The organism is Agrobacterium sp. M50-1 (assembly GCF_049843495.1).
Lineage (GTDB): Bacteria > Pseudomonadota > Alphaproteobacteria > Rhizobiales > Rhizobiaceae > Agrobacterium > Agrobacterium radiobacter.
This window is the reverse complement of the sequence record NZ_JBBHZH010000006.1, coordinates 179644-195494: the sequence shown is the minus strand read 5'-3', so window position 1 is coordinate 195494 and position 15851 is coordinate 179644. Positions and strand designations below refer to the sequence as shown.

The window sequence follows — 15851 nt, the reverse complement described above, 5'->3', positions numbered from 1 at the left end:
TCAGGCTCCGGTCAGATCATAAGGGCGGGCGAGCACGATGGCTTTTCCGCTTTTCAGCGAGAAATGCACGGGGCCGCCATTCGCGACATTGGAAATAGTGCGGGAGGAGCCGAAAGCAAGCGCGAAATCCTTCAGCGGATAACGCACATTGCCGATATCAAGCCCCGCAAGGGCGGTAAATCCGGCAACAGAAAACAGCGAAGCGGGCGGCAGATCGACATCCAGCAAACCGGGAAGCAGCGGCCGGGCCTCTTCTTCACCTGACGTCAGCGTAACGTCGATACCACGTTCGGCCAGCGCCACCGCGTAAAGAAGGTGCTGCAGTGCATGGTCGCTTCTCTCGCCTCCAAGCGCACCGACAAGCACCAGCGAATGCGCTCCACGGGAGAGAGCTTCCGATACCGCGATCTCGCCATCCGTCACCGCCTTTGCGGCAGGGTAAGGCTGCCGCACCACATCAGGCCAGGCATCCAGCAACTCTTTGCTGGCGGAATCGAAATCCCCGACCCACAGCTCCGGCTTGAGGCCAAGCGGCACGGCATGGCGCATGCCGCCATCGGCCGCAATCACACGGCTATCCGCGACCGCTGACTTCAGACGATCGGTCACCGTGACATCGCCGCCAAGCAGAATGGTGAAACGCTCTTTATCCATGCCCTGCCTTACCGCACCTCGGTCGAAAATGGAAAGCCGAAACCCCGATGAAATCAGCCTATATTGATTTTCGCCGGCTTCGGGATTATGAAACGCCTCAGTGGTGATTTGCCGACCGGCTTGCAGCCACTTTAAAGAAGTCGCTAAAGGGTCGAGGAAAAAGGCAATTTCCTGGGACCGGTCGCGATTTCGCTGCCGGTTTTTTTGTTTTCGCAACGTTCTTTACGTGATCCGGAAAAGAGAGTTCGACATGCCGATCAAGATTCCCGATACGCTTCCCGCCTTTGAGACCCTCGTTCATGAGGGCGTGCGGGTCATGACCGAAACGGCGGCCATCCGGCAGGATATCCGCCCGCTCCAGATCGGGCTTCTCAACCTCATGCCGAACAAGATCAAGACGGAAATCCAGATGGCGCGCCTTGTCGGCGCCTCGCCGCTGCAGGTGGAGCTGTCGCTGGTGCGGATCGGCGGCCATAGAGCCAAGAACACGCCGGAAGAACATCTCCTGTCCTTCTACGAGACGTGGGAAGAAGTGCGCCACCGCAAGTTTGACGGTTTCATCATCACCGGCGCGCCCGTGGAGACGCTGGCCTATGAAGATGTGACCTACTGGAATGAAATGCGACAAATTTTCGAATGGACGCGGACCAACGTCCATTCGACGCTGAATGTCTGCTGGGGAGCGATGGCCGCTATCTATCATTTCCACGGCGTGCCGAAGCACGAACTGAAGGAAAAGGCTTTCGGGGTTTATCGTCACCGCAATCTTTGCCCCTCGTCGATCTATCTGAACGGCTTTTCGGATGATTTCCAGGTTCCGGTCTCACGCTGGACGGAAGTACGCCGCGCCGATATCGAAAAACATCCGAGACTCGAAATCCTGATGGAGTCAGAGGAAATGGGCGTTTGCCTGGTGCATGAGAAAGAGGGCAACAGGCTCTACATGTTCAACCATGTCGAATATGATTCAACGTCGCTTTCGGATGAGTATTTCCGGGACGCGAATGCCGGCGTGCCAATCAAGCTGCCGCATGATTATTTTCCGCACAATGACCCGGAACTTGCCCCGCTCAACCGCTGGCGCAGCCATGCCCATCTGTTTTTCGGCAACTGGATCAACGAGATATACCAGACGACACCCTATGATCTCGAAGCCATCGGGCAACTGGCCGCGTAAATTGCGGGATTGCGAATTGCCGGAAAATGACGCAACGTCCGCCCGGCAATTCGCGACACCAGGGAGAATGAAGAGATGAGCGACACGGCGGCACGGGAGAATTTCGGTTTCACGGCGACCGGCGAAAAAGTCGAACGCGTCACCATCTCGAAAGGCGGGCTGACGGCCAAGGTCATCACCTGGGGCGCCGTCATCCAGGATCTGCGCCTTGAGGGCCACCAGCCGGCACTCGTGCTCGGCTTCGACAAGTTCGAGGATTACAAATATTCCTCCTATTTCGGCGCCACCCCCGGCCGCAACGCCAACCGTATCGGTGACGGCCGGTTCTCGATCGACGGGCACGAATACCAGCTGGAGCTGAACGAAAAGGGCGTAACCCATCTGCATGGCGGCAGCGACGGCATGGGCAAACGCAACTGGATGCTGATGGAACATGGCGAGAGCCATGCGGTTCTGCAGATCATCGATCCCGATGGCCGCGCTGGTTATCCTGGCAATTGCACGGTCACGGCCACCTATACGATCTTCGACGGCGGTGTGCTTTCGGTGGTCTATGAAACGGTGACCGACAAGCCGACCATCGCCAATGTCTGCCAGCATTCCTATTTCAATCTCGATGGGGCAGATACCGCATTGGGGCATGAGATCAGCATCGCGGCTGACTTTTATCTACCCACCAACGACAAGCAGATACCGACGGGCGAAATCCGCTCCGTCGAGGGCACCGTCTTCGATCTGCGCCAGCCGACACCGATGCGGCGCAAGGAGAATGGCGAGCAGGTCCTTTACGACCATAATTTCTGCCTCTCGCCCGAGCGTCGCGCCAAGCGCAAGGTCGCCCGCGCCTATTCACCGGCCTCCGATATCGCCCTTGAGGTTCACACCACCGAACCCGGTGTGCAATTTTATTCGGCCTTCAAACTGGATGTCCCGGTTCCGGGCCTCGATGGCCGTCACTACGGCCCCTTTGCAGGTTTCTGCCTGGAAACGCAGATTTGGCCAGATGCCGTCAATCACCCGGATTTTCCGCATGCAATCCTGCGGCCGGGCGAAACACTGCGTCAGGAAACGGACTATATCTTTAGGAAAGGCTGAAGCAGCGCGCTGGGGTCAATCCAGCACGCAGCCGACATAGCCGCCGGAGGCGCGGGCGCGCCGTTCGATAAGGCCGGCAAGCCGTTGCAACCCGCGTCCCGGCTTGCTGGCGACGCGGTCGATGGGATTAGGCAATGATACAGCCAGCAGCGCTGCCTGGCGGGAACTGAGCTTTGCGGCCGGCACCTTGAAGTGGTGCTGTGCTGCGGCCTCGATGCCGTAGATGCCAGGTCCCCATTCGGCAACGTTGAGATAAATCTCCATCATCCGTTTTTTGGACCAGACGAAATCGGCGGCAATCGCCAGCGGCAATTCCAACCCCTTGCGCAAGAACGAACGGCCGTTCCATAAAAACAGGTTCTTGGCCGTCTGCATCGGAATGGTGCTTGCGCCACGGGTGGACGCCCCGTCGAGCGCATTGCTGACCACGGACTGCATCTGGTTCCAGTCCACGCCGCCATGAAAACAGAACTGCCCGTCCTCTGACATCATCACGGATTGAACAAGGCGCGGCGAAATATCCTCGAGCGGCACCCAGCGCCGGTCATAACCCTGAAAGGTCACCAGATCGGCGAGCATCAGCGTCGAGACCGGACGGAAAAACGGCAGCGCATAGACTGGGATCAGCAGATAGGGCAGGATCAGCAAAGCCAGCAAGGTCATGATGATGCGCTTTGCCAACGTGCGAAAATCCACCTTCGGACTGCTCCGGTCTTCCGCCAGCACGGCGTAATCTGCGTCGCTTTCAGGCGTACTGCTCAATATTCGTCAAAGCCCCGCACCAATTGAAGCCTTTCATAGTCCATTGCCGCCTTCAAGGCGAGTCCGGTCAAATAGTTGCGCCTCTGGAATCACGAAAAGGTTTGCCTGCATTCGCGCGGCATGCCAAAGAGCGCGACATGGACGCTGCGATGACAAATTTCGAAACGAAGCTGCGCGAAAACGCGGCAAAAACCGAAGCCCTGCTTGGCCGCCTGCTTTCCGGCGAAGCCCGCGCAGACGAGATCACGCGCCCGCAAAACCTGCTCGACGCCATGCGCCATGGCGTGCTGAACGGCGGCAAACGCCTGCGGCCCTTTCTCGTCATCGAAAGCGCCGCCCTTGCGGAGGGAAATGCCGAAGCCGCCCTTTATGTCGGCGCCGCGCTGGAATGCCTCCATTGTTATTCGCTGGTTCATGACGATCTGCCGGCCATGGACGACGACGACCTGCGCCGCGGCCAGCCGACGGTGCATCGCAAATTCGATGAGGCAACCGCTATTCTCGCCGGTGACAGCCTGCTGACGCTTGCCTTCGATATAATCGCCTCGGACGAAAATCCGCTCGCGGCCGAACGCAAGGCCGCGCTCGTGCTTTCGCTTGCCCGCGCAGCGGGCATCGGCGGCATGGCAGGTGGCCAGGCCCTTGATCTCGCTGCTGAAAAGACAGCGCCGAATGAAGCCGGCATCATTACATTGCAGGCTATGAAAACTGGCGCACTGCTGCGTTTTGCCTGCGAAGCGGGCGCAATCATCGCCGGCAGCGATGTTTCCGAAAGGCAAAGACTGCGTCACTTCGGCGAAAAGATCGGCCTCGCCTTTCAGCTTGCCGACGATCTTCTGGATTTGACGGCCGACGCCGCCACCATGGGCAAGGCAACCGGCAAGGACGCCGCGCGCGGCAAGGGAACGCTTGTAGCATTGCGCGGTGAAGACTGGGCGCGCCGCAAGCTGCAGGAGCAGGTGGCGGAAGCCGCGGAACTATTGGCTCCCTATGGTGAAAAGGCCGCGATTCTCATCGCGGCCGCAAGGTTCATCGCTGAACGGAAAAGCTGAGCCGGTTTCCCTCTCAGCTTCCCATCATCCAATCAGCCCTTGAGCGGCGAAATCAGCACTTCGACGCGACGGTTCTGGGCGCGACCGTCAGACGTTGCATTCGAGGCGATCGGCTGCGACGGGCCGAAGCCGAGCGTCGAAATACGGCGCTGGTCGACGCCCCGCGCGCCGATATAATTCGCAACCGATGCGGCGCGACGCTCGGAAAGCGCCTGGTTATGCTGCAGGCTGCCGGTGGAATCGGTGTGGCCGTTGATGTCGATCAGCGTGCGGTTGAACTTGTTCAGCACGATGGCGACAGAATCGAGCGTCGGGTAGAAGGGCGGAATGACCTGATCCTGGTCCGTCGCGAAGGTGATGTTCGACGGCATGTTGAGAACGATGCTGTCGCCGCGGCGGGTAACCGAAACACCCGTTCCCTGAAGCTGGGCGCGAAGCTCGGCTTCCTGACCATCCATGTAGTTGCCGATGGCGCCGCCGGCGAGCGCGCCAATACCCGCACCGATAAGCGCGGCATTGCGGCGACCGGTCGGCGATCCGCCGACAGCCAGACCACCCAGAGCACCAACCACGGCGCCGATGCCGGCGCCGCCGGCCGTGTTCGACATCTTCTGCTCACCCGTATAGGGATCGGTGGTGGTGCAGGCGGAAAGATAGGTCCCGCAAAGGGCGACGATCGCGATTTTTTTGATCATGTGTTTTGATGCTCCGAGAGGTTCAGGAGGTATGACAGTGGAATTCCGGCCTTTTCACGGTACTCTTTACTCCGCCGCATCTTTCCGGCCAAAACGCTTTTCGATGTAATCGATCACAAGCGCTTCAAAATCGGCGGCGATATTGGGACCACGCAGGGTCAGCGCCTTTTCGCCATCGATAAAGACGGGCGCTGCCGGGCTTTCGCCGGTCCCGGGCAGGGAAATGCCGATATCGGCATGTTTGCTTTCACCGGGGCCGTTAACAATGCAGCCCATGACGGCGACATTGAGCGCCTCGACGCCAGGATATTTCTCCCGCCAGATCGGCATGTTCTTGCGAATATCGTTCTGGATATTCTGGGCAAGTTCCTGAAAGACGGTGGACGTGGTGCGCCCGCAGCCGGGACATGCCGCAACGACCGGAATGAACTGACGGAAACCCATGACCTGCAGCAGTTCCTGCGCCACCTGCACTTCGCGGGTGCGGTCGCCATTCGGCTCCGGTGTCAGCGAAACGCGGATCGTATCGCCGATGCCGTGCTGCAGCACATAACCCATGGCGGCGGACGAAGCGACGATGCCCTTCGAGCCCATGCCTGCTTCGGTGAGACCGAGATGCAGGGCGTGGTCGGAGCGCTCCGACAGCATGGAATAAACAGCGATGAGGTCCTGCACCTGACTGACCTTGGCCGACAGGATGATGCGGTTGCGTGGCAGGCCGATTTCTTCAGCAAGCTCGGCGGAAATCAGTGCCGACTGAACGATCGCCTCTCGCGTAACCTGACGGGCGGAAAGAGGGAAGCCCTGCTCCTTGTTCTTGTCCATCAGGGTCGTCAGCAATTCCTGATCGAGCGATCCCCAGTTGACGCCGATTCGCACCGGCTTGTCGTAACGGATCGCCATTTCCACGATCTCGCCGAACTGCTTGTCCTTCTTGTCCTTGAAGCCGACATTGCCTGGATTGATGCGGTATTTGGCCAGCGCCTCGGCACAGGCAGGGTGATCGGCGAGAAGCTTGTGACCGATATAGTGGAAATCGCCCACAAGCGGCACATCAAGCCCAAGGCGCAGCAATCGTTCGCGGATTTTCGGTACGGCGGCCGCACTCTCATCACGGTCGACGGTGATGCGCACGATTTCCGAACCGGCACGGAAGAGCGCCGCCACCTGCTGCACGGTGGCGTCGATGTCAGCCGTATCTGTGTTGGTCATCGACTGTACGACGACGGGCGCACCGCCACCGACGATGACGCCGCCCACGTCTACGGCGACGGATGCGCGGCGGGGCTTCGGATCGTAATCGGCATGTGACGTCATGGCGGTCTCTGGAGCTTGCGGCAAGGTCTGGCAATTGAGGTGAAACAAGGGGGCCTGCTTGTCAACACCCAACGCGTTGGAGCTTCTACTTTACCGCAATCATGGCAAAATTCGAGACGCCTATTCCTTGCCCGCACCATCAGCATGCCGGGCGAGCCGTGAAAGTAGCAGAACGACCACATGCAGCAGCGGCAGAGCGAGAAACACGCTGGCAAGACCGGTATGTTCAGCGATGAAGCCGATCGCCGAGGGCGCTACCAGAATGCCGGAATAACCCATGGTGGTGACGACCGAAAGGCCGATGCCAGGCGCCAGTCCCGGCATGTTGCCGGCGGCGGAAAAGGCAATCGGCACCATGTTGGAGATACCGATACCGGCAATCGCAAAACCGATAATCGCAATAGTGGAATTTTCCGCCAGACCGGCAATGAGAAGACCGATAATCGACATGGCTGAGCAAAAGCGCAGGGTCGTCACGGCGCCGAAGCGGTCACGCACCAGATCGCCGGCAAAACGCATGACGGCCATGGTCATGGAGAAGGCCGCAAAGGCAAAACCGGATTGGGACACGGAGGCTCCGAGCTCATTGCGCAGATAAAGTGCGCCCCAATCGAGGATCGCGCCTTCCGGAATCATCGAGAACAGCGCCATCAGGCCGATGATCCACGGCAGCGGCGTCAGCGGTAGACCGCCTTTCGGGCGTTCCTCTTCAGGATGCGGACGATCAGCAAGGACGCGCGGCCATGCAATGACCAGCAATACGAACGCGATGACCGTCAGCGCGATGGCATGCCCCTGCACGCCGATTGCGGTGATGAGGTAACCGCCAAGTCCGGCTCCGATCAGGCCTCCGAGGCTCCAGAAGGCATGGCACGACGACATGATGGCGCGGCGCATATCCCGTTCCACCGCCACGGCATTGGCGTTCATGGCGACATCCATCGCCCCCGTCAGCCCGCCGAACAGAAATACCGCGATCACCCCCGCCCACACCGTGCCGGCCCAGGAAATGAAAAGCAGCGTCGGCAAAAATATAGCGGCGGTGACGAGGCTGACCGTACGCGAGCCGAAACGGGCGATCTGCGAACCGGCAATGGGCATGAAAACCAGCGAGCCGATGCCGAAGACCAGAATGATGAGGCCAAGCGCGCTCTCACTGAGGGACAGGCGCGCTGCAAACTCCGGAATCTTGGGCGCCCATGATCCCATCATGAAGCCGTTCATCAAGAACAGCAGGGAAACGCCCAACCTGTGCCGGGTCAGATAGGACGAGCGTACAGCCGTCGGCGAAAATGACGTTGGGCCATTCATCGGCAATATCCTTCAGACTTGACCATGAGAAAATTGAGCGGCGTCATCGTCGCCGCAATGAACCTGTACGCCCTTTGCCGACAGCGCCTCGACCAATGCGCGGTCGGCATCCTGTTCCAGCAAGAGGGAAAGAGGCGGGGAAAAATCATGCACGTGAAAAGCAGCCCTATGGCCGAGCTTTTCCGTGGTAATCGCTGCGACGATCCGCTGGCTGGCGCTGCAGGCAAGCCGTTTGAACACCGCATCTTCGAAGACATCCGCTGACAGACCCGCCTCGGCCGCAACACCGCAGACACCGAGAACGCAAAGATCGGGCCGCATCAGTTCGAGCTGCCGAAGCGCCATGGCGTCGATCGCAGCACCAACGGCCGGATCGACCTTGCCACCGATCAGCACCAGATCGATATCGGCCCGCCCCGTCAGTTCGGCGGCAATGGCCGGCGTATTCGTCACCACTGTCAGGTTGAGACCGGCAGGGATAGCGCGCGCGATAGCGAGATTGGTGGAGCCGGCATCGATGAAGACGACCATGCCCGGTTCAAGCAGCGGGACAGCGGCGCGCGCCAGCATGGCCTTGCGGTCCGCATCCTCGGCAATGCGCGTCTTCAGCGGCACCGTCTTGCTGTCGGAAAGCAGAGCCCCGCCATAAACCCGCAGGCATTCCCCGCGGGCCGCCATCTCACGCAGGTCGCGACGCACCGTGTCTTCGGAAACGCCGAAATTCTGCGCAAGATCCTGCGCCAGCACACGGCCGCTTTGCCGTAGCTGCGCGAGGATAAGCGCCTGCCGCTCGCTGACGAAATGATCACTCATGGAGACTCATGCATAAACAGGAATAAACGTGCATGAACATGCATATTCGAGTTTCAATCGAAGCGCAATAAAAAACGCCCGCCAAAAAGGCGGGCGTCTGACTGTGTAATGAGAGATTCGAACGGCTTTTATTCGGCGTAAGCGATCAGCAGATCCTTCGCGTCGATCTGGTCGCCAGGGCGCACCAGAACTTCCGCGATCTTGCCGTCGCGTTCGGCGTGAAGCGCGGTTTCCATCTTCATGGCTTCAATGGAGAGCAGCACGTCACCGGCCTTGACCTCCTGACCCTGATTGACGAAGACCCGGCTGATCACCCCCGGCATCGGTGCGCCGATATGGACAGCATTGCCCGGTTCGGCCTTGCGGCGCACGGCGGAGCCTGAAGCGCCATGGGCGCGATCCGGCACCTTGATGCGGCGCGGCTGGCCGTTGATCTCGAAGAACACCGTCACCATGCCCTTGTCATCGATGCCGGACGAGGCCTGATTGACGATGACAAGCGTCTTGCCGCGCTCGATATCGGCAAACAGCTCCTCGCCATCCTCCATGCCGTAGAAATAGGCATGGGTGGGCAACACGGAAACGGGGCCGTATGTCTCGGCGGTGAGCGCAAAATCGGTGAACACCTTCGGATACATCAGATAGGATGCAAATTCGAAGTCGTCGACCTTGCGCTCCAGCTTGGTCTCGATCACCTTCCGCTCCGCATCGAGATCGGCATCCGCCAACAGCGAACCCGGACGAACCGTATAGGGTGCTTCACCCTTCAGCGCCTTTTTCTGCAGGGCTGCCGGCCAGCCGCCTGGCGACTGTCCGAGATCGCCCTTCAGCATCGAAACAACCGATTCCGGGAAAGACACTTCACGATCGGGGTTTTCGACGTCAGCCACCGTCAGATCCTGACTGACCATCATCAGCGCCATGTCACCGACGACCTTGGAGGACGGCGTTACCTTGACGATATCACCAAACATGCGGTTGGCGTCGGCATAGGCCTGCGCCACCTCGTGCCAGCGGCTCTCCAGACCCAGCGACCGCGCCTGTTCCTTGAGATTGGTGAACTGGCCGCCCGGCATCTCGTGCAGATAGACTTCCGAAGCCGGCCCCTTGAGATCACTTTCGAAAGCCGCATACTGGTTACGCACGGCCTCCCAATAGAAGGAAATGCGGCGAATCCATTCGGTATCGAGACCCGTATCGCGTTCAGACCCGGCCAGCGCCTCCACGATCGAGCCGAGGCAAGGCTGCGACGTATTGCCGGAAAAAGCATCCATCGCAGCATCCACGGCGTCGACGCCGGCATCAACGGCTGCAAGAACCGTCGCGGCGGAAATGCCCGAGGTATCGTGGGTGTGAAAATGGATGGGCAGACCCGTTTCTTCGCGCAGCGCCTTGAAGAGAACCTTGGCGGCAGCCGGCTTCAGGAGGCCCGCCATGTCCTTGACGGCAATGATATGCGCGCCGGCCTGCTCCAGTTCCTTTGCAAGATTGGTGTAATATTTCAGGTCGTATTTCGGACGCGCCGAATTCAGAATATCGCCCGTATAGCAGATGGTCGCCTCGCAGAGCTTGTTCTCCTCGGCAATCGCATCCATCGAGACGCGCATATTCTCCACCCAGTTCAGGCAGTCGAAGACGCGGAAAAGATCAACCCCGCCCTTTGCTGCCTGACGGACGAAATATTTCACGACATTATCAGGGTAATTCTTGTATCCGACGCCGTTTGCGCCACGCAGCAGCATCTGCAGCAGCAAGTTCGGCGCGCCTTCGCGGATAAGAGCCAGACGCTCCCACGGATCTTCGGTGAGGAAGCGCATGGAAACGTCGAACGTCGCACCACCCCAGCATTCCAGCGATAGAAGCTGCGGCAGCGCCTTGGCGTAAACACTTGCGACATGGGCGATGTCATGGGTGCGAACGCGAGTAGCGAGAAGCGACTGGTGTCCGTCGCGCATGGTCGTATCGGTGACCAGCACGCGCTTTTCATTGCGCATCCAGTCCGCAAAGCCCTTGGGGCCAAGCTTGTCCAGCAGCTGCTTTGTGCCATCAGGCGTCGGCGCATCGATGTAAGGCACGATGGGCTTTGCCGCCTTTTCGGAAGGCTTGGCACGACCCTTGGTTTCCGGGTGGCCGTTAACGGTCACGTCGGCGAGATAGGTCAGGAGCTTGGTGGCGCGGTCCTGACGCTTGACCTGTGCGAAGAGCTCCGGCGTCGAATCAATGAAGCGGGTCGTATAGGTATTGTTGCGGAAACTGTCGTGACCGATGATGGCTTCGAGGAAAGTGAGGTTGGTGGCAACGCCGCGGATACGGAATTCGCGCAACGCGCGATCCATGCGGTTGATCGCCTCATCCGGTCGCGGCGCCCAGGCCGTCACCTTCACAAGCAGTGGATCGTAATAGCGGGTGATGACGGCGCCGGTATAGGAAGTGCCGCCGTCCAAGCGAATGCCGAAGCCCGAAGCGGAGCGGTAGGCGGTGATACGGCCATAGTCCGGAATGAAATTATGTTCCGGGTCTTCGGTCGTGATGCGGCACTGCAGCGCGTGGCCATTGAGGCGGATGTCCTCCTGGCGCGGAACGCCGGATTCCGCCGTCCCGATGGCAGCGCCTTCGAGAATATGAATCTGCGCCTTGACGATATCGATACCGGTCACGACTTCGGTGACGGTATGCTCCACCTGAATACGCGGATTGACCTCGATGAAGTAAAATTTGCCGGTATCGGCATCCATCAGATATTCAACCGTGCCGGCGCCGATATAATTGGTCGCGGCGGCGATCTTCAGGGAATAGGCGGCCAGTTCCTGGCGCTGCGCTTCAGACAGATAGGGCGCAGGCGCACGCTCGACGACTTTTTGATTGCGCCGCTGGATCGAACAATCACGTTCGAACAGATGCACGACATTGCCATGCGTATCACCGAGAATCTGGCTTTCGACGTGACGCGCACGCTCGACCAGCTTTTCGAGATAGACTTCGTCCTTGCCGAAGGCGGCTTTCGCCTCGCGCTTGGCTTCCGTCACCTCGCGGGCGAGGTCCTCCTTCTTGCGGATGGCGCGCATGCCGCGACCCCCGCCTCCCCAGGAGGCCTTGAGCATCACGGGATAGCCGATTTCTTCGGCCATGCGCTCCACTTCCGCTATATCGTCAGGCAGTGGATTGGTGGCGGGAACAACGGGGACATCAACCGAGATCGCCAGATTGCGGGCGGCGACCTTGTTGCCGAGCTGGCGCATCGTATCCGCCGTCGGTCCGATGAAGGTGATGCCGGCCTTGTTGCAGGCCTCCACGAATTCGGGACTTTCAGACAGGAGACCGTAACCGGGATGGATCGCGTCTGCTCCGGAGAGCTTGGCCACGCGGATAACCTCCTCGATCGAAAGATAGCTCTCGATCGGCCCCATGTCCTTGGCGAGATGCGGCCCTCGGCCAACCTGATAGGATTCGTCCGCCTTGAAGCGGTGCAAAGACAGCTTGTCCTCTTCCGCCCAAATCGCAACGGTTTTAATCCCAAGCTCATTCGCTGCCCGGAAAACGCGGATCGCAATTTCGGAACGGTTGGCAACAAGTATTTTCGATATCTTCAAGACGGTCTCCCCACACGCCAAAACAAAATTTCTGCTGCACTGCGGAATTAAGCAGCAAAACCCGGTCTTGGAAAGGGCAATTCCGGCGAGAACTGTCCTGTTTGCGCTAGCTCAGCAATCCATGACGAAAAGCAAGCGCTACGGTGTGCTGCCGGTTCTTGGCGCTGAAACGGCGCTGGATCCCGTTGATATACCAGTCAACCGTGTGGTTGGAGATCGATAGCTGACGTCCGATTTCCGTTGACGTCATGCCGTCTGCCATCAGCGTCAGCACCTCCATTTCGCGCCTCGTAAGCTCGAGAGCGGAAACGTCAGGGGCATTGCTGAAGCCCTGAGCCTGCCCGGAAAGATCGAGCAGGCGCCAGAACACGGCACGCGTGGCGGCATCAAGCAGCTCCACCTGCAGGGAGGGCAATTGCCGATCCTGGCCACCAATGAAGACCGCACCGATGAATCCGGCGCGACCGTGCACGGGAAAGGCATAACCGCCCTTGAGACCGTAACGTCCGGCATCGTGAAAAAAGACGCTCGCCCTTTTGCGATGCATCGCACGCGGCAGGCCCTCAAGCGCTTCCTTCCATTGAAACGGCTTGTGCACCATGCCGATCACCTTGCGGACGGGATCGACGAGATTGTATTTCTTGGCCCTGTAGACCTCCAGCCAGCCTTCGGGCAGATGCTGCGCGAGAATGTGTCCACTGGAGGCGATCTCCCCGGTCATTCGCCTGCTGACGAGAAAATATTCGAAACCGTATTCGCGAATGAGCGTAGCAAATTCGGAACGAACGCGGTCGGCGCTTCCCGCCTGGTAACACGCTGAGATGAAGTGAAGAATATCATGCATAAAGACACGGGGTCCGGAGCTTGGCTTGAAGGGAATGACACGAAGGACATGGTCCCGCGATGACGTCATGTTACTCGGGCGCCGGTCGGTTGAGATTGAACATATCGTCGTTAGCAATCCCTGAAACGAAGATGCGAAATCTTGTGACGGCAGGCCCCGGGAAACATCGGGTTTGTTTTTCGGTTCGCACGGGCGGGCAATCTGTTAAGCCGCCATTCAGACAGAAAGAGCGATAATTACACAAAATTCGCCGTCTCATGCAACCTTGCTAAAGTAGCATGGCGTTGAGGCCGAACAATAAACCGCTTGAAAAGACGCCCGGACTGGATTGAAAATTTGACCTTGTTTCAGGTTTACACACGCGCTCTGCGCTATCTGACCGTTCATAAATGGCGCGTGACGGTTGTCGTCATTGCCAACGTCATTCTTGCAGCGATCACCATCGCCGAACCCGTACTGTTCGGCCGGATCATTGACGCCATCTCTTCCGGCACCAATGTCACGCCCATTCTCATTCTGTGGGCGGGTTTTGGCGTCTTCAACACCGTCGCTTATGTCGCGGTCGCCCGCGAGGCCGACCGGCTGGCCCATGGCCGGCGCGCTTCGCTGCTGACGGAAGCCTTCGGGCGCATCATCTCCATGCCGCTCTCCTGGCACCATCAGCGCGGCACGTCGAACGCCCTGCACACGCTCCTGCGCGCCAGCGAAACGCTGTTTGGCCTGTGGCTCGAATTCATGCGCACGCATCTGGCTACCTTCGTCGCACTGGTGCTGCTTGTGCCGACCGCCATGTCCATGGACCTGCGCCTCAGTTTCGTTCTGATTGGCCTCGGCATCGTCTACTGGTTCATCGGCAAGTGGGTGATGGGCCGCACCAAGGATGGCCAGGCTTCGGTAGAGGAGCACTATCACAGCGTTTTTGCCCATGTCAGCGATTCCATCAGCAACGTGTCGGTGCTGCACAGCTACAACCGCATCGAGGCTGAAACGAAGGCGCTGAAATCCTTCACCGAAAAGCTCTTGAGCGCACAATATCCGGTGCTTGACTGGTGGGCTTTCGCGAGTGCTCTGAACCGCACGGCCTCCACTGTTTCGATGATGATCATCCTCGTCATCGGTACCGTTCTGGTCAAGAACGGCGAATTGCGCGTCGGCGACGTCATCGCCTTCATCGGTTTTGCCAATCTCCTGATTGGCCGTCTGGATCAGATGCGGCAATTCGTGACGCAAATTTTCGAAGCCCGCGCCAAGCTCGAGGATTTCTTCGTTCTGGAGGATTCCGTCAAGGAACGGGAAGAGCCGGGCGACGCCCGCGAATTGTCGAATGTCTCCGGCACCGTGGAATTCCGCCACATCAATTTCGGTTTCGCCAACACCAAGCAGGGCGTTCATGACGTCTCGTTCACGGCGAAGGCCGGCGAGACCGTTGCGATCGTCGGTCCGACGGGCGCCGGCAAGACAACGCTCATCAACCTTCTGCAGCGCGTCTACGATCCCGATTCCGGCCAGATCCTGATCGATGGCACCGATATTTCGACGGTGACGAAAAATTCGCTCCGCAATTCCATCGCCACAGTATTTCAGGACGCCGGGCTGCTGAACCGCTCCATCCGCGAAAACATCCGCCTCGGCCGTGAATCGGCAACCGATGCGGAAGTGATGGAAGCAGCGGCGGCAGCGGCGGCAACGGATTTCATCGACAGCCGCATCAATGGCTATCTGACCCAGGTCGGTGAACGCGGCAACCGCCTGTCCGGCGGTGAGCGCCAGCGCATCGCCATTGCGCGCGCCATCCTGAAGAACGCTCCCATTCTGGTTCTGGACGAAGCGACCAGTGCGCTGGACGTGGAAACGGAAGCCCGCGTGAAGGCCGCTGTCGACGCGCTGAGAAAGAACCGTACGACCTTCATCATCGCCCACCGCCTTTCCACGGTTCGCGATGCCGATCTCGTCCTCTTCCTCGATCAGGGCCGGATCATCGAAAAGGGTACTTTCGATGAGCTGAGCCAGCGCGGCGGACGCTTCACCTCGCTGCTGCGCACCAGCGGCCTGCTGACGGAAGATGAAGGCCAGCAACCCCGGCCAAAGGCCATAGCTTCCTGAGTGTTTGGCTGACAGAATGAAGACGGGGCGGACAGCATGTTGTCCGCCCTTTTTCTTTGCCCGCTTCCCGACGGCGGCGCCAGATCACGGGTCTCCTATCGGAGAATTTCGGTCAAGGAACCTGCCAGCCAAAAATCGATCTGCCTGAATGGGATGACATTTCCCAGAAAGGCAACCATAGCTGCTGCGAGATTAGTCAGGAAAACTCCGAGCACCACGCCAAGCATTATTCCGACGCTCGTCTTCCGTGGGTAGCGCGCCAACCAACACGACAACGCCAGGGAAAGAATGGCGAACAACACCGCCAGCGCAGATTCTGTGAAAGAGGTGGTGAATTGCAAGGTAACTCCCTTTCCGATCGACCGGGAATATCGCGAAACACGCGGAGACCAATCAAGATTCCTGCGTGCTATTCCTGAAACCGACCATACACGACGG

General features: G+C 59.2%; 13 protein-coding genes and 1 riboswitch. Of the genes, 4 read left to right on the top strand and 9 right to left on the bottom strand.

Going from position 1 to position 15851, the window contains the following annotated elements; genetic code table 11:
• A complete protein-coding gene (locus tag WDZ78_RS16010; protein WP_020010809.1) occupies positions 1–654 on the bottom strand; it encodes a thiamine diphosphokinase in 654 nt (217 codons plus the stop codon).
• A gap of 90 nt (positions 655–744) precedes the next feature.
• Positions 745–821, top strand: a riboswitch (SAM riboswitch).
• A gap of 83 nt (positions 822–904) precedes the next feature.
• Here WDZ78_RS16010 and metA point away from each other — a divergent pair.
• Both metA and WDZ78_RS16000 read left to right on the top strand, forming a co-directional pair.
• Positions 905–1831 carry a homoserine O-acetyltransferase MetA gene (gene metA, locus WDZ78_RS16005; RefSeq protein WP_425673565.1) on the top strand — a complete coding sequence of 309 codons (927 nt, stop codon included), beginning with the start codon at positions 905–907 and terminating at the stop codon, positions 1829–1831.
• Between the two features lie 75 nt (positions 1832–1906).
• A complete protein-coding gene (locus WDZ78_RS16000) occupies positions 1907–2926 on the top strand; it encodes an aldose epimerase family protein (RefSeq protein ID WP_425673564.1) in 1020 nt (339 codons plus the stop codon).
• Positions 2927–2941: 15 nt separating this feature from the next.
• On the opposite strand, the gene mtgA is transcribed toward WDZ78_RS16000, so the two are convergent.
• A complete protein-coding gene (mtgA, locus tag WDZ78_RS15995) occupies positions 2942–3688 on the bottom strand; it encodes a monofunctional biosynthetic peptidoglycan transglycosylase (protein WP_020010807.1) in 747 nt (248 codons plus the stop codon).
• 137 nt (positions 3689–3825) lie between these two features.
• Between mtgA and WDZ78_RS15990 the strand changes: the two genes are divergently transcribed.
• The gene (locus WDZ78_RS15990) at positions 3826–4740 is read left to right on the top strand and encodes a polyprenyl synthetase family protein (protein ID WP_425673563.1); all 915 of its coding nucleotides are present in this window, start codon (positions 3826–3828) and stop codon (positions 4738–4740) included.
• A 32-nt stretch (positions 4741–4772) separates the two neighbouring features.
• Here WDZ78_RS15990 and WDZ78_RS15985 read toward each other — a convergent pair whose 3' ends face one another.
• The 6 genes from WDZ78_RS15985 to WDZ78_RS15960 all read right to left on the bottom strand — a co-directional run bounded on the left by WDZ78_RS15985 (position 4773) and on the right by WDZ78_RS15960 (position 13310).
• Positions 4773–5435, bottom strand: a complete 663-nt coding sequence (locus tag WDZ78_RS15985) for an OmpA family protein (RefSeq protein WP_003505133.1) — start codon at positions 5433–5435, stop codon at positions 4773–4775.
• Between the two features lie 66 nt (positions 5436–5501).
• Positions 5502–6752 carry a flavodoxin-dependent (E)-4-hydroxy-3-methylbut-2-enyl-diphosphate synthase gene (gene ispG, locus WDZ78_RS15980; RefSeq protein WP_020010805.1) on the bottom strand — a complete coding sequence of 417 codons (1251 nt, stop codon included), beginning with the start codon at positions 6750–6752 and terminating at the stop codon, positions 5502–5504.
• A 120-nt stretch (positions 6753–6872) separates the two neighbouring features.
• The gene (locus WDZ78_RS15975) at positions 6873–8063 is read right to left on the bottom strand and encodes an MFS transporter (protein ID WP_425673562.1); all 1191 of its coding nucleotides are present in this window, start codon (positions 8061–8063) and stop codon (positions 6873–6875) included.
• Positions 8064–8075: 12 nt separating this feature from the next.
• On the bottom strand, positions 8076–8876 hold the full coding sequence (locus WDZ78_RS15970) for a DeoR/GlpR family DNA-binding transcription regulator (RefSeq protein ID WP_425673561.1): 801 nt from the start codon (positions 8874–8876) through the stop codon (positions 8076–8078).
• Positions 8877–9004: 128 nt separating this feature from the next.
• Positions 9005–12466, bottom strand: a complete 3462-nt coding sequence (gene pyc / locus WDZ78_RS15965; protein ID WP_020010802.1) for a pyruvate carboxylase — start codon at positions 12464–12466, stop codon at positions 9005–9007.
• A 106-nt stretch (positions 12467–12572) separates the two neighbouring features.
• A complete protein-coding gene (locus tag WDZ78_RS15960; protein ID WP_020010801.1) occupies positions 12573–13310 on the bottom strand; it encodes a helix-turn-helix transcriptional regulator in 738 nt (245 codons plus the stop codon).
• 336 nt (positions 13311–13646) lie between these two features.
• Here WDZ78_RS15960 and WDZ78_RS15955 point away from each other — a divergent pair, with 336 nt between their 5' ends.
• Positions 13647–15413: a glucan ABC transporter ATP-binding protein/ permease gene (locus WDZ78_RS15955; RefSeq protein WP_425673560.1), complete on the top strand. Its 1767-nt coding sequence runs from the start codon at positions 13647–13649 to the stop codon at positions 15411–15413.
• Positions 15414–15508: 95 nt separating this feature from the next.
• Here WDZ78_RS15955 and WDZ78_RS15950 read toward each other — a convergent pair whose 3' ends face one another.
• Positions 15509–15754 carry a hypothetical protein gene (locus WDZ78_RS15950; RefSeq protein WP_425673559.1) on the bottom strand — a complete coding sequence of 82 codons (246 nt, stop codon included), beginning with the start codon at positions 15752–15754 and terminating at the stop codon, positions 15509–15511.
• Positions 15755–15851: the final 97 nt, after the last annotated feature.